This is a genomic window from Streptomyces sp. NBC_00554, from assembly GCF_041431135.1.
Taxonomy (GTDB): domain Bacteria; phylum Actinomycetota; class Actinomycetes; order Streptomycetales; family Streptomycetaceae; genus Streptomyces.
The window spans coordinates 4,789,348-4,813,206 of record NZ_CP107799.1; the positions used below are offsets into that span (position 1 = coordinate 4,789,348).

22 protein-coding genes, 1 tRNA gene and 3 pseudogenes are annotated in these 23,859 nt (G+C 65.6%); 9 read left to right on the forward strand and 17 right to left on the reverse strand.

The features are described from left to right. Window positions 1–68: 68 nt before the first annotated feature. The 3 genes from OG266_RS20860 (at window position 69) to OG266_RS20870 (ending at window position 4,827) form a co-directional block, all read left to right on the forward strand. Entirely contained in the window at window positions 69–977 is a 909-nt protein-coding gene (locus tag OG266_RS20860) for a Yip1 family protein (protein WP_329546436.1), read from the forward strand. Window positions 978–1,189: 212 nt separating this feature from the next. Beyond that, entirely contained in the window at window positions 1,190–2,629 is a 1,440-nt protein-coding gene (locus OG266_RS20865) for a recombinase family protein (protein WP_371547752.1), read from the forward strand. A 281-nt stretch (window positions 2,630–2,910) separates the two neighbouring features. Then, a complete protein-coding gene (locus tag OG266_RS20870) occupies window positions 2,911–4,827 on the forward strand; it encodes a hypothetical protein (protein ID WP_371547753.1) in 1,917 nt (638 codons plus the stop codon). 191 nt (window positions 4,828–5,018) lie between these two features. Here the strand turns inward: OG266_RS20870 and OG266_RS20875 are convergent, their stop codons facing one another. The 4 genes from OG266_RS20875 to OG266_RS20890 all read right to left on the reverse strand — a co-directional run bounded on the left by OG266_RS20875 (window position 5,019) and on the right by OG266_RS20890 (window position 8,540). After that, window positions 5,019–6,386: a replication initiator gene (locus OG266_RS20875; RefSeq protein ID WP_371552885.1), complete on the reverse strand. Its 1,368-nt coding sequence runs from the start codon at window positions 6,384–6,386 to the stop codon at window positions 5,019–5,021. A gap of 296 nt (window positions 6,387–6,682) precedes the next feature. After that, entirely contained in the window at window positions 6,683–6,880 is a 198-nt protein-coding gene (locus OG266_RS20880) for a hypothetical protein (protein ID WP_371552886.1), read from the reverse strand. A gap of 11 nt (window positions 6,881–6,891) precedes the next feature. Further along, a complete protein-coding gene (locus OG266_RS20885) occupies window positions 6,892–8,193 on the reverse strand; it encodes an FtsK/SpoIIIE domain-containing protein (RefSeq protein ID WP_371552888.1) in 1,302 nt (433 codons plus the stop codon). After that, window positions 8,193–8,540 (reverse strand): hypothetical protein, encoded by a 348-nt coding sequence (locus OG266_RS20890; protein ID WP_371547754.1) that lies wholly within the window; start codon window positions 8,538–8,540, stop codon window positions 8,193–8,195. Before OG266_RS20890 ends, OG266_RS20885 begins: the two co-directional genes overlap by 1 nt. Window positions 8,541–8,703: 163 nt before the next feature. Between OG266_RS20890 and OG266_RS20895 the strand changes: the two genes are divergently transcribed. After that, entirely contained in the window at window positions 8,704–9,483 is a 780-nt protein-coding gene (locus OG266_RS20895) for a GntR family transcriptional regulator (protein WP_371547755.1), read from the forward strand. Between the two features lie 410 nt (window positions 9,484–9,893). On the opposite strand, the gene OG266_RS20900 is transcribed toward OG266_RS20895, so the two are convergent. Both OG266_RS20900 and OG266_RS20905 read right to left on the reverse strand, forming a co-directional pair. After that, a complete protein-coding gene (locus OG266_RS20900) occupies window positions 9,894–10,193 on the reverse strand; it encodes a hypothetical protein (protein ID WP_371547756.1) in 300 nt (99 codons plus the stop codon). 324 nt (window positions 10,194–10,517) lie between these two features. Further along, window positions 10,518–11,069 (reverse strand): ATP-binding protein, encoded by a 552-nt coding sequence (locus OG266_RS20905; RefSeq protein WP_371547757.1) that lies wholly within the window; start codon window positions 11,067–11,069, stop codon window positions 10,518–10,520. Window positions 11,070–11,256: 187 nt separating this feature from the next. On the opposite strand from OG266_RS20905, the gene OG266_RS20910 reads away from it, so the two are divergent. Beyond that, window positions 11,257–12,609 carry a tetratricopeptide repeat protein gene (locus tag OG266_RS20910; RefSeq protein WP_371547758.1) on the forward strand — a complete coding sequence of 451 codons (1,353 nt, stop codon included), beginning with the start codon at window positions 11,257–11,259 and terminating at the stop codon, window positions 12,607–12,609. Window positions 12,610–14,173: 1,564 nt separating this feature from the next. On the opposite strand, the gene OG266_RS20915 is transcribed toward OG266_RS20910, so the two are convergent. The 4 genes and pseudogenes from OG266_RS20915 to dcd form a co-directional block, all read right to left on the reverse strand. Then, complete coding sequence (locus OG266_RS20915) at window positions 14,174–14,632, reverse strand: hypothetical protein (protein WP_371553188.1); 459 nt, start codon at window positions 14,630–14,632, stop codon at window positions 14,174–14,176. 36 nt (window positions 14,633–14,668) lie between these two features. Further along, window positions 14,669–14,806 (reverse strand): annotated as a pseudogene (locus tag OG266_RS20920) (HNH endonuclease); the annotation flags it as partial. Between the two features lie 114 nt (window positions 14,807–14,920). Next, entirely contained in the window at window positions 14,921–15,436 is a 516-nt protein-coding gene (locus OG266_RS20925) for a phosphoribosyltransferase (protein WP_371547759.1), read from the reverse strand. Beyond that, on the reverse strand, window positions 15,433–16,008 hold the full coding sequence (dcd, locus tag OG266_RS20930; protein WP_266457691.1) for a dCTP deaminase: 576 nt from the start codon (window positions 16,006–16,008) through the stop codon (window positions 15,433–15,435). Before dcd ends, OG266_RS20925 begins: the two co-directional genes overlap by 4 nt. Before the next feature lie 540 nt (window positions 16,009–16,548). Here dcd and OG266_RS20935 point away from each other — a divergent pair. Beyond that, window positions 16,549–16,622: transfer RNA gene (locus tag OG266_RS20935), tRNA-Gly, on the forward strand. A 317-nt stretch (window positions 16,623–16,939) separates the two neighbouring features. On the opposite strand, the gene OG266_RS20940 is transcribed toward OG266_RS20935, so the two are convergent. After that, complete coding sequence (locus OG266_RS20940; protein WP_371547760.1) at window positions 16,940–17,944, reverse strand: NADP-dependent oxidoreductase; 1,005 nt, start codon at window positions 17,942–17,944, stop codon at window positions 16,940–16,942. A 693-nt stretch (window positions 17,945–18,637) separates the two neighbouring features. Here OG266_RS20940 and OG266_RS20945 point away from each other — a divergent pair. Then, window positions 18,638–19,507 (forward strand): alpha/beta fold hydrolase, encoded by an 870-nt coding sequence (locus OG266_RS20945; RefSeq protein WP_371547761.1) that lies wholly within the window; start codon window positions 18,638–18,640, stop codon window positions 19,505–19,507. A gap of 39 nt (window positions 19,508–19,546) precedes the next feature. Here the strand turns inward: OG266_RS20945 and OG266_RS20950 are convergent, their stop codons facing one another. The 4 genes from OG266_RS20950 to OG266_RS20965 all read right to left on the reverse strand — a co-directional run bounded on the left by OG266_RS20950 (window position 19,547) and on the right by OG266_RS20965 (window position 21,484). Continuing rightward, window positions 19,547–19,753 (reverse strand): hypothetical protein, encoded by a 207-nt coding sequence (locus OG266_RS20950; RefSeq protein ID WP_371547762.1) that lies wholly within the window; start codon window positions 19,751–19,753, stop codon window positions 19,547–19,549. Window positions 19,754–19,833: 80 nt separating this feature from the next. Beyond that, window positions 19,834–20,406 (reverse strand): TetR/AcrR family transcriptional regulator, encoded by a 573-nt coding sequence (locus tag OG266_RS20955; protein WP_266457726.1) that lies wholly within the window; start codon window positions 20,404–20,406, stop codon window positions 19,834–19,836. Between the two features lie 278 nt (window positions 20,407–20,684). After that, the gene (locus OG266_RS20960; protein ID WP_371547763.1) at window positions 20,685–20,846 is read right to left on the reverse strand and encodes a hypothetical protein; all 162 of its coding nucleotides are present in this window, start codon (window positions 20,844–20,846) and stop codon (window positions 20,685–20,687) included. Then, a complete protein-coding gene (locus OG266_RS20965; RefSeq protein WP_371547764.1) occupies window positions 20,819–21,484 on the reverse strand; it encodes an alpha/beta hydrolase in 666 nt (221 codons plus the stop codon). The genes OG266_RS20960 and OG266_RS20965 overlap by 28 nt, the downstream gene beginning before the upstream one ends. A 3-nt stretch (window positions 21,485–21,487) precedes the next feature. Between OG266_RS20965 and OG266_RS20970 the strand changes: the two are divergent. Then, window positions 21,488–21,712, forward strand: a pseudogene (locus OG266_RS20970) (DnaB-like helicase C-terminal domain-containing protein); the annotation flags it as partial. A gap of 263 nt (window positions 21,713–21,975) precedes the next feature. Next, complete coding sequence (locus OG266_RS20975; RefSeq protein WP_266457746.1) at window positions 21,976–22,809, forward strand: PIG-L family deacetylase; 834 nt, start codon at window positions 21,976–21,978, stop codon at window positions 22,807–22,809. A gap of 313 nt (window positions 22,810–23,122) precedes the next feature. Here OG266_RS20975 and OG266_RS20980 read toward each other — a convergent pair. Together OG266_RS20980 and OG266_RS20985 are read right to left on the reverse strand one after the other, a co-directional pair. Next, window positions 23,123–23,185: pseudogene (locus tag OG266_RS20980) on the reverse strand (dihydrofolate reductase); the annotation flags it as partial. A gap of 262 nt (window positions 23,186–23,447) precedes the next feature. Further along, window positions 23,448–23,771 carry a hypothetical protein gene (locus OG266_RS20985; RefSeq protein WP_371547765.1) on the reverse strand — a complete coding sequence of 108 codons (324 nt, stop codon included), beginning with the start codon at window positions 23,769–23,771 and terminating at the stop codon, window positions 23,448–23,450. Window positions 23,772–23,859: the final 88 nt, after the last annotated feature.

Genomic DNA, 23,859 nt, shown 5'->3' on the forward strand with positions numbered 1-23,859 from the left:
GGCCCCAAAGCCCTGCCCGCGCCCCGGCTCCCGCACGTCACTCTCCGGGACCAGGTACGTTCGATAACGTGGCTGGATTCAGGATCGGACGCGGCCGGGACAACCGCGCCCCGCAAGGGCGACCGCAACAGCAGCAACCGTCGTACGGGCAGCAGGCCCCAGGGCCTCCTCAGGGAGGCCGGCCGCCGTACGGCTACCCACCCGCGCCGCAGCAGCAGCCGTACGGCGGGCAGCAGGGCGGCTGGCCCCAGGCCGGGCCCGGCGGTGGCGGCGGCTACGACGAGCCGGAGTACTTCGGTGACGGGCACCCGCAGCAGGGCCCGGACCCGTACGCCGCGAACCAGCCCGGGCACACCCAGGCCTTCTCGGTCGGCGAGGACCCGTACAACCAGGGCGGGACCTACCGCGCCGGTCAGACCGCGGCCCCGCCGGTGGGCCCCCGCCTGCACTGGAAGGACCTGCTGAAGGGCATCATCACCCGCCCCAACCCGACCTTCCTCCAGATGCGCGACTACGCGATGTGGGCCCCGGCCCTGATCGTGACGTTCCTCTACGGCCTGCTCGCCGTCTTCGGCTTCGACGGAGCCCGCGAGGACGCGATAAACGCCACCCTCTCGAACGCGATCCCGATCGTCCTGACGACGGCCGTGGCGATCGTGCTCAGCACCTTCATCCTGGGCGTGGTCACCCACACCCTGGCCCGCCAGCTCGGCGGCGACGGCGCCTGGCAGCCCACGGTCGGCCTCTCGATGCTGATCATGTCCCTCACGGACACCCCGCGCCTGGTCGTCGCCATGTTCTTCGGCGGCGACGCGTCCTTCGTCCAGCTCCTGGGCTGGGCGACCTGGGTCGCCGCGGGCGCTCTGCTGACCCTCATGGTCAGCAAGTCCCACGACCTCCCGTGGCCGAAGGCGCTCGGCGCCTCGGCGATCCAGCTGATCGCGATCCTGTCGATCATCAAGCTGGGTACGTTCTAGTACGTCCAGTACGTCTTGTACGTACGTGAAGGCCCCCGGCGTTTGCGCGCTGCCGGGGGCCTTCACGGTGTCCGGGGAGGGTCAGGCGTCGAGAACCTGCCCGGCCCTCTTCACGACGGGCGGCTCGACACTCCAGGCTCAGTGACCTGTATGAGGGTAGTAACCTTGCTTCACTCCGGCAGAGGCTCGCCGGAGCGGGGGAGGACCCAAGCGTGGCACGCAAGGTAGCCATCTACACCCGGATCTCACGAGACGACGAGGGCGACGGCCTCGGAGTCACCCGCCAGCGGCAGGACTGCGAACGGCTGGCCGACCTGCGCGGATTGAGCGTGGCGAAGATCTACGAGGACAACGACGTCTCCGCATACAAACGGAACGTCCGCCGCCCCGAGTTCGAGTTGATGCTGTCCGATCTGGCAGCAGGTCTCATCGACGGCGTGGTGTCGTACGACCTGGACAGGCTGGCCCGACAGCCCAAGGATCTTGAACGTCTGATCGACGTCTTCGAGAGCCGCAAGCGCCTGACTTTCGTCACTGTCACGAACGACATCGATCTCTCATCGTCGGACGGACGGACCATGGCGCGCGTGATGGTCGCTTTCGCCAACAAGTCGTCACACGACACTGCCCGCCGCATCAAGCGCAAGCACCTTGAGCTAGCGATGAACGGGAAGTCGAGCGGTGGCCCCGCGCCATACGGCTGGAAGAAGGACGACCCGAACAAGATCGACCCCGAGGCCGCATGTCACATCCGAGCGGCACAGAAAGAGATCCTGGCCGGAGTGCGGATCGGCACCATCCGTAAGCGTTGGCAGGACGAAGGGATCGGGCGCCCGCGAGAGGGAACGAAGCGGATGGCACACCATCACGTCGAGCTGATGGTGACGAACCCAAGGCTGTGCGGCTACCGGACCTACCACGGTGAGATCTTGCTCAACGACGATGGTGAGCCCGTCATCGGCGAGTGGGAAACGATCAACTCGGTGGAGGAGTGGGAAGCGGTCTGCGGCGCCGTTGCCGAGCGGAAGCAGGCCAATCCCGCTGCAGGCAAGCCGCTCGCGCGCAAGTACCTGCTTTCCGGTATCGCTCGGTGCGGGTTGTGCCACAACAAGATCAGGGGCCAGATCAACCGGCTATGGAAGCCAGGATCGAAGGCATCGAAGTACAGCTATCAGTGCTCCGTCGTGAACGGCGGTTGCGGCAAGGTCGGACGGGTCGGGGAACCCATGGAGGACCTGATCATTGATCTCGTCTTGGAGGAGCAGCGCAAGAGGGCGGCGGAAGACGGTAGCCCTACGCCTGCGGAGTGGCCAGGAGAAGACGAGTCCAAGGCTGTATCGGACGACATCAAGGCTCTGACCACGGCCGCGAGCAACCGTGAGATCACCATGTCATCGCTGCTTCAGCTCCTGCCCGACCTGGAACGCCGACGGGATGAGTTGAAGTTGGAACGCGCCCGCTTCCACCGGAAGTTGAAGCGTGCCGAGTCCGTCAGTGAGGAGATCAAGAGCCGCGAGCAGTTCCGAGATCTTCCCATTGAACGGCAACAAGAGATCATCCTGCACAGCCTGTCAGCCGTGGCAATCCACCCAGCAGGGCGCGGGAAGCGGATCTTCAATCCGGATCTGGTCGAACCGATCTGGCGGGAGTGAGCAAGGGGCCCCAGACGTCACGAGCCTGGGGCCCTTTTCATAGTGATCTGAGGCTGCCCGAGCCTGCTCCAAAGCTGATGGAGGGCCGGCCGCGGGTACCGGACCGGCAAGCACTGTGCGGGATCCTGTAAGTGTGACAGGGCGCCAGTGGGGTGCGCTGCGAACGGGCAACGTCGTAGCCTTTCGTCTGAGGGCGCCCATGCCCCGTATTCTGAGCGGGATATGACGAAGCAGCCCTTCCAGCGTGCTGCCAGGACGGCACGCGAGGCGGGCCCAAGGTGATGATCGATTACAACGTCAGCGACCATTGGTCCGCTGACGATCCAGACTGGCTGAAGTCCCTCGTCTCGTCACTCGACCGCCACCACGGCGTTAGCACCGTTCTGCCGCTTACGGTGACCGTTGAGGAGATCCTGGAGTGGCTGGAGCTTGCCAGCGGCGTCGACGCCTGGAAGAACGCCGCCAACCGAACGTCGCTGTGGGACGACCTCGACGAGTCCATCGGCGCGCTCGGTGCCTCGCTTCGAGCACACATCGCGACATCACTCGCACAGTTCCAAGCCACCTTCTCGCAACTCATCGGTAGCCCCGCGACGGTCTTGAAGCAGCCACCGGGCACCCGCACCGACGCCGTCTGGACAGACGTCACCACGGCCGCGAAGGGTCTCCTCGAAGCGCTCGACGCGGACGAAGCCGCCCGCGCCAGCTGGGATGATCTCGTGGCCACAGCTCAGGACCGCACCCTGGAAGGCCGGGAGTACCGCCCGATCGCTGAACTGCTCTTCGACCAGTTGCGCAGGCGCGGCCTCAACGCGGAGCGGATCTTCCGCGACCTCGTGTCGGTGGTCGCATTCGGCCGTGATCCCTACGATATTCCCATCGGTCAGACGAACCTAGCGCCGCAGGAGCGGATCGCGAGCGCCCGAAACCACGTCGGCACTCCGGCCAAAGTCGAGCCGATCGTGGTCTGGCTCGGCTACCAAGGTCAGGCTTTCACACGCCTCTACGCTGGGCGAGTGTCCTTCATGAATGCCCACTGGGCGGTACCGAACGCCAAGCCCGAAGGCCAGAATTTCGAGCACAAGGCAGAGCTCTGGGAACTAGTGCAGGACGGCGACCTCTTCAAGGTCGCAAAGCTGGTCGACGAGGAGTCCGACGTAGACTTCCTGGTTCGCGTCGACCTCGGCAGCACCACGGCAGCCGGTGCGTTGAAGCGTGCCGTTCGCATTGTGAACACGATCCTCAACGTCTCGATCCACAACTCTGGCGGGATCCGCCCGCACCTCGCCCAGCATGGGATCCTGCGCTCCGGTCAGACCGGCTCTTTCAACTTGATGGTCTCTCGGCGCGAAACGGGCTTTCCCGACGATCACTACGGCGCGCGCATCACCGCAGAAGCGATCGAGGAGCACGGGCCGCGCATCGCCTTGGCGCTGGCCCGCGAAGAGCTCCCCCGATTTCTCACGGCCGCGCTCGAAGTGCAGACCACCGCCGACCACCCTTTCAGCCGCGACATGGCGCTGCGCAAGCCTTCCGAAGCAGATATCAGCAGCGTGATCCCCCTCGCGGACCGCGTGGTGCAACACGTCGCGGCGCACGCAGCGCTCGCCCCAAACGGCTTGTTCAATCTCCTCGGCGAACGCTGGCCACATGCTCGGTGGCTGACCAATGTGCGGCAAGCCGTTCATATGTGCCTGCTCGGCGGTGGAAACCGGAACGAACTGCATAGCGAGCTGACTCGCGAGTGGTTCGCGAACAATCCGTCGCGCCCGTGGATTCTGTTCGTCGCTGACCGCTCTGGCGATCTCCTCTCGCTCTGCCGCATCGAGTCCGAGCGCGCCTGGATCAGGCGGATGTTCGCGAGTGTGAGCGACTACGCCGAGTACCGCGTCCTGATTGAGTACTACACCGCCAAAGGTGCCGTGTTGGAGGCCAGACGTCGTCGTGTCCGGAATGCCTTGGTGCACGGCAACCCCGCCAGCTTCGCGATTGTTGAGTCCGTGCGCGGGTACGCCAAGTTCCTGAGCGGCAGTGCACTCAACCTCGGTCTTGAGTCCTACGTCGAGGGCACGGTGCCCGCTGCCGCGCTCGCGAAGCGGACTGATGAGTTCGCCGCGATGCAGGCAGGCCAGGACGCCGCCAACTACTGGCGGGCTCGACTCACCGCCAAAGCTGCAACGAGTGCGGACTCGTCGTAGGCACGGGTTCGGCACACCGGCGCCACCTGGCTGGCCGACGCAGGCATACCACTCCAACGTCTTGCGAGCTCTTAGTCAATCGCGGTGGAGGGCACGCAGACGTCTGACCCACGCCTGATCCCTCATTGGAGCGCGCTCCAGATGTCTCTTGAGCCACTCCTCCCTGGTGGTGATCTTCTTCTGGATCGCCACTACGGCTGCCCCCTGGGGCCGAGTTCATCGCGGGCGATCTCTCGGGCAGTAGCCAGCTCCTCAGCGATCCCCGCGGCGATGAGTGCCGCGCCAGGGGTGTGGCCGGAGCCGATGTAGCGCCAGTTCCTATCAGTGACCGTGCCAGGGATGTCTGCCTGCATGGTGCCGTGGCCCATGTGGTGGGCTCGTTCGGCGCGAAGTGCCGCGTATGTCGTCGAGTAGGCGCGGGACTTGGTGAGGATGTGGCCCCGGTAGCCGAGCGTGTGGGCCCAGGCTCTCAGGCAGAGGGGTTCGTACTCGGGCAGCCCGCCGAGGCGCCAGCACGTGCGCATGAGGTTCCGGACGTGCTCACTCGCGAGCGCCGTGCCTATGTCGTGCCAGTTCGTGAGCCGGTAGTCAGTGCCGGCGCCCGTCTCTCTCGCTCCCTTGGTGACGTACTTCGCGACGTACGCGGCCACCGCATCATCGTCCGGTCCGCCACCGTCAGCCCGCAGGGGACGGACATCGATCTGAGTGCCCCAGCGCAGGGTTAGTTCGCCGATTGCCGGGCTGTAGGGGGTGTGGACCAGGACGCGCCCGGCGGAGGCCCGTACGGCAGCGGCCAAGCGATCCAAGGTGCCCCAGGCCGGGGGTTCCTCATCAGGTCCGGCCGAGCCGTCGAGGCGAACAACGGCATGGATGTGGACAGCCGCCCGCTTTTGGTACTCGGCAACGCGTGCGAAGGACAGCCTCGCGTGATCAGCGAAGCGGGACTGCACGAGGCCTGCGGAGGAGGCGAGTTGGCGCCGGAGGCCGATAACGAAGCGGTCCCACAGCTTGCCTGCATGCGAGTGCCAAAGCACGTGGGCCGCGTAGTCGTAGCAGCCGGAGCAGAGCGGTTGGCCAACGACGGGATCATCCGCGCCATGGACTGCCCCACAGCCGAGGGCACGGCCGTGCTCGCATCTGCCAGCTTGGCGGCGCGGACGGCACAGCTCCCCGGCACGGTGTACCGAACCGAAGGACGGGGAGGTGAGGGTGATGAAGAGCCGGGGCCGATTGCGAACGGTGGCGGGGACGTTCTTGCCACCGAGGAGGCCCGCGCGGACGAGGTGGAAGGTGTCGCCCGCGTGGAGGCGGGAGCAGGGAGCGCAGACGGTTGCGCGTCTGTTGCGGCAGCGGACGGAGAGCCGTTCTCCGGGTTCGGAGCGGGTGTCGTAGTGGTGGAGGATCTCGCCGGTCGCGCCGTCCAGGGTGGTAGTCGAGCCAGAGAGGTGGATGGGGTGGGCACAGCCGCCGGTTGCGGTGATCAGCTCCAGCCAGCGGGTGAAGCCCGGGTCTTGTGCGATGCGGATTGCGTCGCGGTCTGCTTCGGGGAGCTGACGCAGGCGCGCCGCGCGGTCGAGGGCGGCGCGCCTGTCAGTCGGGGTGAACTCGGGTGTGATGGTGGGGACCTTCCGGGGTGGGCCGCCGAGGCGGCACGGTGGGTGGTTGGTGGCGCGTTGTCGGTCATGGCGATCGCTCCCTTGCGTGGTCGGGTGTGGTGCGGGTGGGTCAGCGAATGGTTCCGGTCCCCCGGCAGACGCGGCAGCGCCGCAGACGTCCGGTCCAGGTCCTACGGGCTCCGTCGCCCTTGCAGTTCGGGCACCTCACGCGAGGCATGGGCATGGCGCGTCCTTTCTGCTCAGGTGTGGGAGAAACCGGTGATGAACCAGGTCACGAGTCCGTGGATGGTGAAGACCACGGGGGTCTGGCCGAGGTAGACGCCGAAGAGGCCGACGCAGACCGCTTCCCAGGCGCGGACGTCGCGGGAGCGGACGAGGAGGACGGTGATGATCCCGAAGATCACCGCGAACGTGAACGCCGTACCGGCACTGATCACTTGGCCGCTCGTCACTTGACGTCTCCTTCCAGTGCCGCAAGCGCACGGTCTACGGCGGGCAGTCCCGGGGTCATGCCGGAGTACTTGCGAGCCGTCGACACGGCCTCTTCCGTCGGTGTCAGGTGCGATCGGGCACGGCTCCAGCCGCCCTCAGGCCCGGTGCAAACGGCCACGCCCTGTTCCTCGGCAGTGATCGTCTGAGCGACGGCCACGGCATCCTTGTTGAGGTCGCCCAAGGTCATCTCGGCCGTGCCGGGGTCGTTGACGCGGTGGCAGATCCGGCCGCCGAGTTGAGCCCGCAGAGCGGTGACACCGGGTCCGAGATCAGAGCCGACGCGTTGTCCGGCCACGACCAGGTGCAGACCGAGCGCAGCCCCGAGCTGCCCGAGCCGCAGCAGGAGCGTGGAGCACTGCTCCGTCTCCGCCTTGCTCTCGCGCGTGCCGTCCGAGAGGTACAGTTCCGCGATCTCGTCGACGATCACGACGACAGGTATGGGGCGCAGTTTCTCGGGCAGCTCCCAGATCGACCGCACACCAGCAGCCCGGCACGCGCTCATCCGGTCTTGCATGTCGACCACCAGCGCGGAGAGCACCGCGACTGCTTCGCGTCGGCAGGTTGCCAGCGCGCTCAACCGTCCGGCGAACAGGCCGAGTTCCATGCCCCCCTTGCAGTCGATGCCGACCAGGGCGACGGGTTGTGAGGCGAGTTGAGTAATCAGCCGGGCCAGCAGAGTCGACTTGCCGGACCTGGTGGCCCCGGTGATGAGCCAGTGCGGCACGAGCCGCAGGTTCATCACCCAGGCGCCGCCGGATTCCAGTGCGCCGATGAGTGCGGACAGCAACTCGGCGGGCGCCGACGCTAAGCCAGGCCGCTCCAGCGGATCACTGGCCATGGCGGTCAACAGCACGACACCGCGTTCCGGCGAGGTGACCCGCACCGCGTGGACCCGCCACGCATGGACGAGCGCTTCAGCCGCCCTCATGTACGTCGCCGGGGTCTGCCCCGCGTGCAGGCGCACGGTCACGGTCAGCCCCATGCGAGTCGCGCGGGGGAACGAGGAGCGCGGAGCCACCGGCCTTACCGGATCGCCCTTGACCATCAAGTGCCCGACCAGCGTCCGCGCCGGAAGCTTGGACACGGACAGGTCGTTGAGCACGGAGACCCGACGCCAGGTGAACAGCACCCGGCACGCGGCGACCGGGTAGCCGGCGACGTACCAGTGCCAGACCGGCCGATGCCGCCGCACCAGATCGCCGACGACCAACAGCCAGGCCAGCACGGCCAGAGCGAAAGCGAGCATGATCGGACCCATCACGCGTCACCGCCCTTGGCGTGCGCCGGGGTCCCGTGCACAGGGGTGATCGCGTCGGCGCGGAAGCTGATTCCGTGCCGGTCGCCCATGGCCCAGGCGAATGCGGTCAGTCCGGTGACCTTGAGGATCTGTCCTTCTTCGATGCCTTTCGGTTCACCGGCGACGGCGATCTCGATGACGGAGATACGCCGGCCGTCCTGCCGCACCATGACGGCGACGGTGTAGATGGTGTTGCCGTCGCGGTCCTTCTTGACCTCCTGTGTCTCGAAGTTGCTGATCTTTGCTTCGGGTGTGATGGCGCACCGCAGTACGCCCAGTCGTGCCGTGTCCACGGGTATGGACTGCATTGCTTGGCCTCCTAGGCCAGTCGGGACGCCTGACATATTCAGACGTCACTTGTCCTTACGAGTTATGACTATGTGGCTCTGTACGACAGGGATGCAACTACTTATGCTGACGAGTGATGTCGCGCGTGCGACGTGCCTACGACTTCAACCCGGAGGTGCCGAGATGACGGAGATCCAACGCCCCGGAGCGCTGTACCAGCAGGTGGCCGCCGCGATCCGGGAAGCGATCCTGAAGGGCGAGTTCGAACCCGGCGCCCCGCTCCCCTCCGAGGCCCAGCTCATCGACCGCTACAAGGTGTCCCGCCCCACCGTCCGCAACGCCGTTGCAGCTCTGCGCGCGGAAGGGCTGATCGAGGTGAGGCACGGCAAGGGCAGCTTCGTGCGCTCTGACGGTCAGCCGAGCGTCACCCTCGAACGCCGGATCAGCCGCACGCCGGACGGGCGGTTCGTGATGCCCAACGGCGCCGTCTGGGACGAGGTCGAGGAGCCGACCCCGTACCGCTCGCACACCACCAAGGCCACCGGCACGCTGCTCGAACTCGGCGAGGAGGAAGCCCTCTTCGGATGCGACCGCCTGCTCATCGACCCTGCCAGCGGCACGCGGGCGATGCACCGCACGTTGATCCCGTTCGAGGTGGCCGAGGGCATCCCGATGCTTGCGGAGGCCCCGGACCGACGCCCGGCCTCCGCCTACTGGATCCTTACGCAGGCCGGACACAAGCTGTGGTGGTCCGAGACGGTCCGCGCCCACATGCCACTCCCTGACGAGCGGACCGCCCTCCAGCTCCCGGACGCGACACCGATCCTGCATCTGGCCCGTGTCACGCACGGCACCGACGACCGCCCCTTGATCCTCGAAGAGCTTCGCGTCGGGGCGGACCGTGCCGAACTCGCCTACCGGATCACCGCCGACAAGCAGCCCGCGCGGCGCACTCGTACCTGATCGACAACGGCGATCGGTCGAAACAGCCTTCACTTCCTCAAGGGCGCGCCTGCGGCGCGCCGGGCAGCCCGGCCGCCCCGGCCGGGCGTGCGGCGTGGCCGCCGGTCCCGTCCGGTCGCCCGACTGCCCGCACCGCAGTTCGCCGGAGGAATCAGAGCGTCGACCGGCCGTCGCAGGCCGGGACGTTCGGGGCTGGGGGTCGACGGCCTCCGAGACTTTAGGCAGCTCCCATGGGGCGAGCCTCGAAGAACAGGGGGCCCATCGGGCACACCAGCGGGCAGGTCCAGTACCTGCCCGATTCGCCGGGCGAGCGTAGGGCCCCCTGTTCACTCGCCCCATGGCAGCTACCGCCCAAAGTCTCTGCGGCCGGCGACGTGCCCACGCGCGGCGCTCACCAGCGCAAAGACGCCTCATCGCGCACCGCCATCGCTGTCCGCGAGCGCCTCCAGGAGCTGAGAGAGCCGGTCCACGGTGCCCGGCCAGCCCGCCACGCGCACGACCCCGCGCCCCTCATCGTTGGCCGAGGCGACGGCCCGTAACTCGGACAGCTCGAACCCAGCGCCGAGGAACGCCCGGTTCAACTGATCTGCGGACTCCCGCGATTCACGCCAACCCGCGATGTAGTCGACACCCGACACCCACAGGTCCGAGTCCGCCCCTGCAACGTCGCCGAGCCCATCGCTCAGCCAGTTCTCACCCGCGCCAGACACCTTGCCCACCTCTGCCCTGATCTAGGTAACGGATCGTCAACTCTCTTTTGGTGCAGGGCAGATGCACAGCGCAACGGCCCCGGTACCATCAGGCACCGGGGACCGTTGCGTCCCCTCCCGGACCACCCCAGTTGCTGTCCAGGCGCGGGGGTGGTCCGGTCTCGGTATGAGGTTGTGAAGCGCGGCCCCCTAGGAACCGAGTGGGGAACCCGGCGGATCAAGCCAGGAGACCGCGCCCCGTTAGCCGGAGGGATAGCTCCGGCCCCGAGACGTCGTCCACTCCCGAGTGCGTAGGAGCCAGCAGAGACGACGTCCCGGAGATCTCTACGTCGTACCGTCGAGGTCGACGCGGCACCACACGGTCTTGCCGCCCTTGTCCTCCGGGGTCCACCAGACCGCGGCCGCCAGCCGCTGAAGGATCAGCAGCCCACGGCCACTGTCGGGTAAGACCGCTTCCGACAGCTCCCCCATCAGCTCGGGCGAGAACGTGTCGCCCATGGGAAGCACTGGGGGTGTCGAGTCCTCATCCGTGACACCGATGAACAGCCACTTCGGCCACAGCTTCAAGACCAGGTCGATACGGCGGTTGCCACCGGGGTGCGCTAAGCAGCGCTCCGGCACCACGTGGTTGACCACGTTCCCAACCAGCTCCGACACGACCAATCGAGCATCGTCTACTGCGCCACCCGCGCCCGCACTCCGCAGGAACACGGCCGTGTGGTCACGCGCGATGCGTCCGGTATCGCCGAACTCGGCGAAGAGGGTCAGCGTCAGGAAGTGCCCGCCGGAAGAGGGAGAAGGCTGCGCGTACCAATGAGCGAACGCGTTCAGTTCATCGACCACGTGCTCATGCCGCTGCGCTTTCCTCGCGTCCATGACACGACCCCGTCTCAGGTCACGTCTGCCGAGTCCCTCCCGGCAGGGTGACCCGAGGGTGCGCCCCTCGTACCGGCTGTCGCTCCCCCCTCTTGGGGACCCCCCTCGTGGGTACACTCGCGAGACGGGCGCGGCAGAACAGACAGGAACAGAAACGACGTCAGGTCGATCACAATGGGGAAGTGAGATGACCGAAGCTGCACCAACACCGGCAGCGCTACCGCCGCACGTCCTGGAACGCGCGGACGTGCGGTCGGCTATCGCCAACCACGACTTCGGCGAGGTCTTCAGACTCGCCAAGATCTACGGGAACATCAGCTACGCCAAGATCTCCGAGGCTGTCGGCTACAAGCGCGAGCACATCGGCAAGATGGCCCGCCCTGAGACCGACGGCAAGGGCGTTCGCCCACGGATCACCCAGTTCCACAAAATCCTCGAAGTCGTCGACGGGCTGCGCATCCCCGGCCATCTCGCAGGACTCGCCCCACGCCCATGGGAGCTGGAACGACCAGCCACACCATCCCGGCTCGACGACCCGAGCACCTTGATTGCGCAGGGTGGCGCCGGGCTGTGGGACGTCGCCGAGATGCTCCGCCGTACGGAGATGTCCAACATCAACAGCGCCGCCCTGGAGTCGATCGAACAGGGCGTTGACCAACTGGCCCGCGCGTACCCGTACGCCGACGCCGACTACTTGCACGAGCGCACCCGCAACGGCCTGCAATACGTCACCAAGCAGCTCGAAGGCCGGATGACCCTCCGCCAGCACCGGGAACTGCTCGTCGACACCGGATGGCTCTTCCTGCTGAATGCCTGCGTCCAGTACGACAGGGGCCAGCGCGAGGCCGCCAACCTCAGCAAAGCCGCCGCCCTCCGCATCGGCCAAGAGGCCGGGCACGGCGAGATCATGGCTTGGGCATGGGAGATCGAGGCATGGTTCGCCCTCACCCAGAGCCGATGGCAAGACATGCTCAACGCCGTCGAAGCCGGACACGTCGCCGACCAGACACACTCCGTCGGCGTCCAGCTGTACGCCCACAAGGCACGAGCCGCCGCCCGCATGGGGGACGCCCGCCTGGTCCGAGACTCCCTTGATGCCGGCCGAGCCCGCCTCGACCGACTCCCGCGCCCGGACCACCCGGAACACCACTTCATAATCGACCCGGACAAGTGGGACTTCTACGAGATGGACGCCTACCGTCTCCTCGGAGACGACGAGCGCGCCGCCGCCCACGCCCGCTCAGTGATCCGTATCAGCACAGGACCCGACGGCACAGAGATCTCCCCCATGCGCGCCGCAGAGGCCCGCCTCACACTCGGAGTCGCCGCCGCCCGAACTGGCGACATCGAGGAAGCTATCGGCATGGGCACTACGGCACTCGAAGCCGACCGGAAGTCTCTCCCGTCCCTGCTTTTAGTCGCCGACGAGCTCGACAAGGAACTCCGCTCCCGATACCCACGCGAGCCCTCCTCACGCGACTTTCACGAACGAATCATGACCATCAAGCGAGGTGCGGCCAGGTCCGAGCTTCCATTCTGATCTCAGGCGCACTCCACCGATTTCCGACGGTTTCGGATTCCAGAAAGATCCGCTCAGCGGGCCTGCCCGCAGTACGGAAAATCCCATAGAACATCTTGCTCTCGACACGGCAGCAAACGTTCGTCGCAAATGTAGGTCAAGCTCATCGCGAGTTACTTCGTCGCTGCGCCCACCACACTTGGAAATCCCATAGAAATTTCCTTAGCCGACTCGCGCCCGTCCAAAAGTCAGGCGGCTGGTGCTCACGTCTACGGTGATACCAGCGAATCCGCCTAGCACGACGCCCAACACCCGGACGCACTTCCCACCGGCGACCGGCGTTGTCTACGATAAGCATCCAAAGAACACTGCACGTGATGCCATCGAAGAGTTCGAGTTGGTCAGCATGCTCGGGCGCCAAATCGCTGACGTCAATTGGATCGTCGCTATCAACCCGGTCTTGTGGTGGGACTCGTACGTGCGAAATGAAGTGTTTGTGAGAACTGGTTCCGGGCGCCACCGTCCACACCCCGAAATCTCGCTTCAGGTTTCCGTCAGGGTCCCTCTCCCACTGATCTAAGTCTCTAACAACCCACTTAGTTCTCACTTCAAAGGAGACGTGCGTGATCTCGACAGGGAGGTTTCCTGCATTGCCGAAATGCAACTTAATGGTGCCGGTTTCAACCCTCCCCGTTTCGTCCATGGGAACCTTTCTCTCCCACTCAGCTTTCCACCACACCCCGACAAGATCTACGTCTTTTCGATCGGCTGCGCTGCGATCCCTCATGAAAATACTTAGAGCTAGCACCAGCGACAGGCCACCAAACCAAGCTGGCACGGTCCCCCAATCTGGATGGAAAGCTAGAAGCACGCAGCACCTCCGATGCAATATTGACTGGGAAATGGGTCGCCCTAATAGTCATCAGGCAGGTACGTTGACCCACTTACCTTTGACTTTCTTTCCCGAACCAAGTTGTACCACTGGGCGAACGCGAGGCACGTTCTTCCTTTGACAGTTCTCGATCAGAGGGCCGCTCACAAAGAACCAAAATACCTCGTGAAGCCCTTCCAGCTTTTCTGGCCGCCCTGCCGACCCCTCTTCGAGGTTAGCAATATAAATCCTCTTGTCTGTCCCATCTTCAATCCACCAATTAGCAACCTGACAGGCCCCTCTTCCAGCATTTGACGCCGTGATAAATGCAACACGGGCACGGGACCCACCCTGCACAGGACCTACGACATCTCGAAAATCCATTGCAACTCTGACGGTAGCTCCGGACCAACGCCAGGACGTGAATTGCCAAGCAAGGCTGATGAAGGAGAGAACGAACGCCGAGATTGCCACCACTGCGGTAGCAGTCGCCGTCCACGGGATGTCTTGAGCGGCTAGTAACATAGAAGCGCCCCCTGGCTGTGGATTTTGGATTTGACTGTAATATCCAGCGATCACCCCACACAATCCCACCGACCACGAGTAGCCAGTGGAGAGCACCTGAACTGTTCGACGAGGGCAACAAAGCCAGCGTGATCAAGCGCCACATTGCGGCCACCATTGCACGTGAGTAACCCTCGACCTTAAATATCTCTAGAGCGGCGCTCCTGCTGCACCAAAACCTAGCCGCTCGTAAATAGCCTGATGCAACCTAGCGGCAATTTCAGCGAGCTGTTCATTTGCATCAAATTCGGGACCCACCTCGCCCGAGAGCTTGCAGGACGCCTCTACGGCATCATGCCAATCTGCGACGCAATAAAGCGCGGCTCCGACCAAATCCGCGGCATCGTCATCTTTCCAAACATTCTGGAAGTCCAAAACTGCCCCGATCGCCCAGGCTGCCGCCTCGACCCCGTCTGAAAGCAATACTTCCACTACCTGCGGATCCACACACTTCTTCTGCGATTCACCATTCAGGGCAGATACGGAATTTACCCACTTACTGAATCGAACTCTCAGCTCTAGGTAGGCAGAAAGAAGGGCAACAGTATCTAAGTTTTCCGATATATTCACGGAAAGGAGCGGATTTAAGCTCGCCTTGTACTGACGCATCGCCGTGCGGTCAATTGAGCTATGCGGGCCATCGTAGCGAGTATGGCAATTTGGGCACAGCGCAATTAGATTGCTGAATTCATGCCTTCGCACCTTCGCCCATGGAGTGATGTGAGCAATCTCCACGGGCGTGGCGCGGCATGTAGGTATTGCACAGCGATGCCCGGCCTCCATCAACACTCGGCGACGCAACTCCCGCGGCACAGCGTTCCGCTTCGCCCCTCTATGGCTCCGGCTCACATCAGGACTGTACTGCGAGCGTCTGACAGTCGAGCCTCGATTTGAGGGTCAGAGAGCCTCTTTCGAAGGCGTGACCGGCGTGCCAGACTTACGGCATGGAGGCAAAACGGACCACGGGAAGTTGATCCACTCGTCGGTCCGCTTCCACACGTACTCGCACTTCACCAGCGAGTGGGACTTCTCGTAGATCACGGCGCTGCGGACCTCGGCGACGGCGCCGACGCAGAAGTCGTGCACCAGCTTGAGCGTCTTGCCGGTGTCGGCGACGTCGTCGGTGATCAGGACCTTCTTGTCGGAGAAGTCGATGGTGTTGGGGACGGGGGCGAGCATGACGGGCATTTCCAGGGTGGTCCCCACGCCGGTATAGAACTCGACGTTCACCAGGTGGATGTTCTTGCAGTCCAGCGCGTATGCCAGGCCGCCGGCGACGAAGACACCCCCGCGGGCGATGGAGAGCACGATGTCGGGCTCGTACCCGTCGTCGGCGATGGTCTGGGCGAGCTCGCGGACGGCGGTGCCGAACAGCTCGTAGGTGAGGTTCTCGCGCACGGCTGCGTCGCTCATACCTGGGTCCGATGGAAGTTGAGGAAGGAGCGGGACGCGGTCGGCCCGCGCTGCCCCTGGTAGCGGGACCCGTACCGGTCGCTGCCGTACGGGAACTCGGCAGGCGAACTGAGCCTGAACAGGCACAGCTGCCCGATCTTCATCCCCGGCCAGAGCTTGATGGGGAGAGTCGCGAGATTCGACAGCTCAAGGGTGACGTGCCCGGAGAACCCGGGGTCGATGAACCCGGCCGTGGAGTGCGTGACGAGCCCGAGCCGCCCGAGCGAACTCTTGCCCTCGAGCCGCGAGGCGAGATCGTCAGGGAGCGAGATGACCTCGTACGTGCTGGCGAGGACGAACTCCCCGGGATGCAGGATGAACGGCTCATCGCCCTCGGGCTCGACGAGCCGGGTCAGATCCGCCTGTTCGACGGACGGATCAATATGCGGATAGCGGTGGTTCTCGAACACCCGGAAGTAGCGGTCGAGCCGCACGTCGACACTCGACGGCTGCACCATGGATTCGTCGTACGGATCGATCCGCACCCGTCCGGCATCGATCTCGGCCCGGATGTCCTTGTCTGAGAGAAGCACGCCCCGAGGATACGCGGGGACTGTCAGCAATTGCGCACAGTCCCCCGCGCCTCACCTACGGCCTACTGCTTCCGACCGCTACTACTGTCACTTCAGCTAGCACTTCTGCTGCCGCTCGCTACCGCTTCTCCAACGTGACCGGTACGACGTTCCGGAGCCGCGCACAACGCGGACACCGGATGAGCCGACCAGGGCCGAGCCGCTCGGCCTGCTGCATCGGGAACGAAGCGGTGCTGAACACGTGCCCCTCGGCACAACGGACGACGGTGCGCTCCATCAAGTCCTCAGAGTCCCTTCCCCAGAGCCGCGTCTGACTGACGACGAAAGCCCACATTACGGGACGTAAGGGATGACCCTCCAGGCGGCACTCCGGTCACACACAGACCCTCTTCCGCGCCCCCACCGTACGCCCCAACTCCGGTCCCCCGCAGCCGCATCCCCCTCCCCGAAACGCACCCTGGCCCCACGGCTTCATCGCCGGGGGCCAGGCATGAGGTAGAGTGAGCGGGCATTCGACACCGGCCCAAACCGGCGTCTTACGCGGGTGTAGTTTAGTGGTAGAACATCAGCTTCCCAAGCTGAGAGTGCGAGTTCGATTCTCGTCACCCGCTCCAGAATTTGCCCACAGGTCAGCGGCCTGGGGGTTGTTTGTTGTCTAGACCAATTCGAGGGCGGCGTGCCCTCCGTGTGCCCTAAGTGCAGGTGAAAGGCGCCGTCGGAGTCTCCTCGGGGCTCGATTTTCGAGGCGGAGAGGCAACTCGTCTCAAGTCGCGTGACGCTTTTCCAGTGGCCCACGTCACAGAGTGTTCGCCTGCGTTCGAAGTCGCTTACTCAAAGGGACAGTTGCGACCAACCTGGTTCCCGTCAGCCGACGGCGACTGTGCGCCGGTGGATCGGGCCCGTGCCCCCGCTGAGCGGCAGTCCCGTTCCCTCACGTCATCTTGACGACGACCTTGCCGGCCTTCGCACGCCCTGCTTCGACGTACTCCAGCGCTTCTCGTGTCGACTCGAACGGGAACACCGTGTCGACGACGGGTCGGATCCTGCCGGCCTCGATGAGATGGGTGAGCTCGCGCAGTTGGTCCCCGCTGGCCTTCATGAAAAAGAACGAGTACGTCACGTTGCGGCGCCGGGCGCTTCGCCGGATCCGGAAACTCAGCGCGGACATCACCAGCCGGACGATCGGATTCGCTCCCAGTTCCCTGGCGAAAGCGGCGTCGGGAGGGCCCGCGACACTGATGACCTTCCCGCCGGGCTTGAGTACGTCCAGGGACTTCTTCAGCGTCTCGCCGCCGAGCGAGTCCAGGACGACGTCATAGTCGTGCAGCACCGTCTCGAACGCCTGCTTCTTGTAGTCGACGACAACGTCCGCGCCCAGACGCTTCACCAGATCGACGTTGGCCGTGCTCGTGGTGGTCGCCACGTGCGCACCCAGCTCCTTCGCCAGCTGGATGGCGATGGTGCCCAGGCCGCCGGAACCCGCGTGGATGAGGACCTTCTGGCCCGGCTGGATGTGCGCCCGCTCGACCAGCACCTGCCACGAGGTCAGGGCGACCAGGGGAAGAGACGCCGCCTCCTCCATGGTCAGCGTGGCCGGCTTGATCGCCACGTCGTCCTGGTGCACCGCGATGAGTTCGGCGAACGTGCCGATCCGGTCCTTGTCGGGCCGCGTGAAGACCTCGTCGCCCACCGCGAACCGCGTAACGGCCGCACCCGCTTCGACCACCACCCCGGCCAGGTCGTTGCCCAGGACGAACGGGACCTTGTACGGCAGGATCGCCTTCATCTCCCCGTCCCGGATCATGCGGTCGAGCGGGTTGATGCTCGCGGCGTGGATCCGGACCAGCACGTCCTCCGCGCCCACCTCCGGGTCCGGCACATCGCCGACACGCACGCCGGCCTTGTCGCCGTAGCGCTCTACCGTGAAGGCCCTCATCGTCGGCTCCTCATCTCGCCCGCAAGCGGACGGGGGTGCTGTTCATTCCGAACTTCGGTGGATTGTTGGTAGTACGCGCTCTTTGGTGCGACAGGTCTCAGCGGGGGCTTTGGATCCAGACCTGTGAAGGGTCGAGCCCCTGGGGGACGATCACGCATGGGGCGCGCCGGGCATGACGCCCGACGTTTACCTCCGTCGGCAGAGCCTTCCGGCGACACCCGGTCAATTAAATTATGCTCGTAATTCTAAGCGGCCGACCGGTGGACCACAAGTGGACCCACTCCCCGCAAGGGCGCCGCACCCGCGACGGACGCGAGACCTATCGGCGAGGCCCGGGCATAAGCGGGCACCCCGGGTGCGAGCCAGCGCGTCCCACGGGTACGCCGATCCGAGGTCCCGGCATGCTCACGCTAGGCGCCTAGCGGTGCGAGGGCGTTGCGGATGCCCTACTCAAGGAGGCCATCGGAAAGATGCCCGCCGACTTGCAGGCACATGGAAGTACGGTCATACTTTAATTATCGACGCGATGCTGCGGGGCTGGACCACTCAGGGTTCCGGCATCCACCGTCTTTGACCGTCGACTCCGCAGACTGCAGCCGCAGTCGGGAGACGCGGGTGACTGCTCTACGCGCCCTTCCGTGAGAGAGGGGTCTGCACACGCTCGCAGGAACCCCCACGCCGAAGGGCACGACCGTGAATGACTCACAAGAAGTACGAGGCGACGTGGTGACGTCGTACAAGAACGCACCGACCCGCACCCTCACCGCCGGCGGAGTGACCTTCGCCTACCGCGAGCTCGGTCCCCAGTCCGGCGTCCCGGTGGTCTTTCTCACCCACCTCGCCGCGGTCCTCGACAACTGGGACCCCCGGGTCGTCGACGGCATCGCCGCCCAGCGCAGGGTCATCGCGTTCGACAACAGGGGCGTCGGCGCTTCCTCCGGTTCGACGCCGCGCACCATCGAGGCGATGGCGAAGGATGCCGTCACGTTCATCCGGGCGCTCGGGCTCGAGTACGTCGATCTCCACGGCTTCTCGATGGGCGGCATGATCGCTCAGGTGATCGTGCAGACCGACCCGGACCTCGTCCGCAAGCTGATCCTCACGGGTACCGGTCCCGCGGGCGGCGAGGGCATCAAGAACGTGACCCGGTTGTCCCATCTCGACACCGTCCGAGGACTGCTCACCCTTCAGGACCCGAAGCAGTTCCTCTTCTTCACCCGCACCGTGGGCGGGCGTCGGGCCGGGAAGGAGTTCCTGGCCCGTCTGAAGGAGCGCACCCACGACCGGGACAAGGCGATCTCCCTCACGTCGTACGGCGCCCAGCTCAAGGCCATTCACCGCTGGGGGCTGCAGCGGCCCCAGGATCTCTCCGTCATCCACCAGCCCGTGCTCGTCGCAAACGGCGAGAGCGACAGGATGGTTCCGTCGAAGAACTCGGCCGACCTGGCGAGGCGACTGCCGAACGGCGAGTTGGTGATCTACCCCGACGCCGGCCATGGCGGCATCTTCCAGTTCCACCGGGAGTTCGTGGAGACGGCTCTCGCGTTCCTCGAACGGCAGTAGGCGCGAAGCATGGTCGTCCGTTGAGCCGAGGACGCCGCCTCAGAGCCGTGACGCACTTTGGGCGAGCGGCTCGAACCACCTCATCCGAGTTGCTGACCTGAGTCCTTTGGCCTGGCCGCGCTCGCGGCGGTGCGCGACGACCAGGCCGGTGCCCGGGTAGCCGCCACCCGTGATGATCGTGGTTCTGCTGGCCGTGCCCTTCGCATCGGACTGCCCCCACTCTCTGGAGTCGCTGCCGTCGGCCATGTCCGCCTCCCCGCCGGTCGGCGCGAGGCGAGCTGGGAGAAGACTTCCGGCGACTCTTGGGCGGCCGTGGGCCGTCCCCCTCAGCGCATGAAGGCGAGGGCGTTCTCGATTCCCTGCTCAAGGACCTCATCGGCGAACTCGCGGTCGGAGAGGGCGCGGGACAGTTGCAGCGTCCCTACCACCATGGTGAAGAGCCCGATGGCCTTGCCGCGAGCCGACCGCGGATCCTCGGGTGTCAGGCGGGCGGCGATCTCCTCCACGATGTTCCGCGCGCCGTCGGTGTAGGCCTGCTTGGTCTCGTCCCCGCAGCGGCCGATCTCGTCGAGCAGGGCGGCGGAGGGGCATCCGAGGCCGGGGTGGTCCCGGTGCTCGGGCGACAGGTATTCGCGAACGAAGTCCTCAAGTCCCGGGCGGCCGGGCCGCAGAGTGCTGTACCTCGCGGCCTGTGTGCGCAGTTCCTCGGCCACGACTTGGGCGACGAGGTCGTCCTTGGACGCGAAGTGGGCGTAGAAGGCCCCGTTGGTGAGCCCGGCGTCCGACATCAGCGTGGAGATGCCCGAACCGTCGATGCCGTCCTGCTTGAACCGATGGCCGGCCGTCTCGATGATCCGTTGCCGCGTCACCTGCTTGTGCTCCTTGGCATAGCGCGCCACAGGGTTCCTCCATTCGCTCCGCGGGGCCATTGCGACGCACTCCATCCTAATCGATGGACTGACGAACATAATATTACAGTCGGCAGATCATTAGCAGCTGCCCTGCCGCCGAGGCGCGAAGCTCCGGACCGCCGAGAGGGCGCCGAAGTAGTGGGGGTTCATCTCCAGGCGGGCGTCGTCCGGTTCGGCTGCGAACAGGTCGGCCATGGGGCGACCTCGCGTTGCTGATCAGGAAGGGGAAGACCGCGGTAGCTCCGGTGCGGTCAGCTCAGGCGGACTCAGAGGCTGACGATCATCTTTCCGACGTTCTCGCCCCGCACCAACGCCAGGAAGGCGTCCAGGGTGTCGTCGAGGCCATCCCTCACGGTTTCGACGTGGCGGAGCTTGCGCCGGCCGAGCCTGTACCGCTCGGTCAGATCTTCGTCTTCTCCCGGACCCACGCACCGATCCGTGCGATGGCGGCGTCGGTCTCCGGAATCCGGCCGCCACCGTAGACGTAGGAGTGCTGGCCTCCGGGGACCACCACGGTCGCCGTGTCGATTCCGGCGTCCTTGACGCGAGCGGCGAACTCCTCGTCCTCGCCGGCCAGGACCTCGTACGTTCCCCAGGAGACGAGGGTCGGGGGGAGACCGCTCAGGTTCGCCCGGTTCAGATTGATCCGGGTGTCCGTGACCTCGATGCCCGTGCCGCCGATCCAGGCGTCACGGAAGAACTCCAGCAGATCCTTGCTGAGAATCTTGTCCGTCCCGGCGTTCGTCGCGATGGTCTCGTTGGCGATCTCGAGGTCGCACCAGGGGGAGATCGACACGATGGCTCCGGGCAGCGGCAGCTTCTTGTCGCGGAGGCGAAGCGCCAGGGCGACCGCGATGAACCCGCCGATCGAGTGGCCGATCGTGATGATGTTTCCCGGCTCGTACCCTTCGGAGAGCAGCCAGTTGAAGGCCGCCTCCGCGTCGTCCACCTGAGCCGGGTATTTGTGTTCCGGTGCTCGCCGGAAGTCCAGGACCAGTACGGGGGCCCCGGCAGCCTTGGCGATATGGCCGGCGAGCTTTCGGTCGACGTGTGCTGACGCCAGCACGGAGTGGCCAAGGAGCTGGACGTCCCCATCGTGGCCGTCTCTCAGCTCAATCGCGGGCCGGAGCAGCGCACCGACAAACGCCCCATGGTCAGCGATCTACGCGACTCCGGAGCCCTGGAGGACACCGCCGACCTGGTAATCCTCCTGCACCGCGACGACGCCTACGAAAAGGAATCACCCCGTGCCGGCGAGGCCGACCTGATCGTCGCCAAGCACCGCAACGGGCCACGTCGGATCCGACGTGGCGCTGAGACATGCAGGTCGCGCCTGTGCCTCGTTCGCGTTGAAACGCCGACGCGTGGAAGCCCGAACGGCCGCGCCGGGAACAGCCGGTCCGGCCGGCACGGTTGCATCGACCGAGGGCCCGGCGCCGTATGGGCGGAAACACGGAGACCGCAAGGTTGTCCGCCCCACCAGGCTCCGGGCCCCGGGATCGCGGTACGACCGCCGCGCACTCGGACCACGACACATTTCTGCTGGAGGACTGTTTCATGACTGACCGGCCTTTGACGCTCATGGCAGTACACGCCCACCCCGACGACGAGGCCACCGGAACCGGAGGGGTCCTGGCGCGGTACGCGGCGGAGGGCATCCGCACGGTTCTCGTGACGTGTACCGACGGCCGCTGCGGTGACGGACCGGGAGGCGTCAAGCCGGGCGAACCCGGACACGATCCGGCGGCCGTCGCCCTGATGCGTCGTCAAGAACTCGAGGCGAGCTGTGACGCCCTGAAGGTCAGCGATCTGGAGATGCTGGACTATGCCGACTCCGGGATGATGGGCTGGCCGAGCAACGACGCCCCCGGATCCTTCTGGCAGACCCCCGTGGAGGAAGGCGCGGCCCGGCTCGCGGAACTCATGCGGCACTACCGACCCGATGTGGTCGTCACCTACGACGAGAACGGCTTCTACGGCCACCCCGACCACATCCAGGCCCACCGCATCACGATGGCGGCGCTGGAGATGACCGCGCTGGCACCGAAGGTGTACTGGACCACGATGCCCCGCTCGATGATGCAGCGGTTCGGCGAGATCATGCGCGAGTTTCATCCGGACATGCCTGAGCCGGATCCTGCCGAGGCCGCCGCGATGGCCGAGATCGGCCTCCCCGACGACGAGATCACCACGTGGGTGGACGCCACCGCGTTCAGCGGCCAGAAGTTCGACGCGCTGGCCGCGCACGCCAGCCAGGGCGACAACATCTTCTTCCTCAAGATGGGCAAGGAGAGGTTCGGCGAGTTGATGGGCATGGAGACCTTCGTGCGTGTCCAGGACACCACCGGCGCGGCCGTACCCGAGAACGACCTCTTCGCCGGACTGCGCTGATCCGCCCGCCCGACGGGCCGGGAAAGCGCATCGACCGCACGGCGCGATCGAGCGGGTCACGCCCGGAGGTTTGTCCACGCGGGTTCCGCTCCGGCAGCCCGCGTCCAGACCTTCGCCGACGCGTGCCCGCACTCCCGATCCGACACCGTGCTCGTCCCCAAACCACCTGGCAACCGCGCAGGTGGGAGACCTGCGGGCTGCTGACTAAGAAGGTGCGCGACAGCCCAGGTCACAAGCCCGGCGGTCCGCTCCGATCAAGACAGACCACTGAGGAAGCGACACGAAGCCGAGGCTCCGATGTCCGCCACGCCGTGTCACCGGGCGCGGCGATGTAGCCGTCCAGGGTCAGGTTCATGCCGTAGATCAGTTTCCGCATCGCGCCGGCCTTCCGTGAGTCGGTCTCACGCGCACAGACCGGCGCGGCGCGGGAAACTCAACGGTGGGCGATCTGAGCTCACATGTAGTCCTCGTGCTCGGTGGCTCAGCCGCAGACTCATCGTTCCCCGAGGAAATGGCATCGATGTGAGACTGATCTTGGGTGGCATCGCGGTGAGACAACAGAGAACCAGCAGGTCACATCCCTTTGACCATGGCGATACCCGCGCCCAACAGCATGGCCAGAGAGGTCACCCACTCCGTCATGGACCGACGACCGCGGTGATGTGCCCTTTCCTCCTTTCCGCGCGGAGCACTGCGCGGGCCGCCCCGAGGATCTCCTCGTCCATCTCCAGCCCTGAGGCCAGCACCTGCAGCAGCCGGGTCCGCCACACATCGGGGTCCGTCTCGTATGCGTACAGGACCCGTACGCCGTATCCGCCCCGCACGCCGACACCGGACAACCGTCGGCGGACCGCCTCCCTCAGCGCGGCGTGAAGGTCGTGGACGACTCCTCGTGAGGTGTCGGTGAGTCCGGCCGCCGCCCCCGTGGCCAATGCGGTGGCCACCAACTCCACTTCGGTCACGCGGACCCCTTCGGTTGTGCGGATTGTGCGATGTCGTGTCCATCACCTTGGCTGGGGATGCTGCAATTCCGATGAAATTCCGATGACG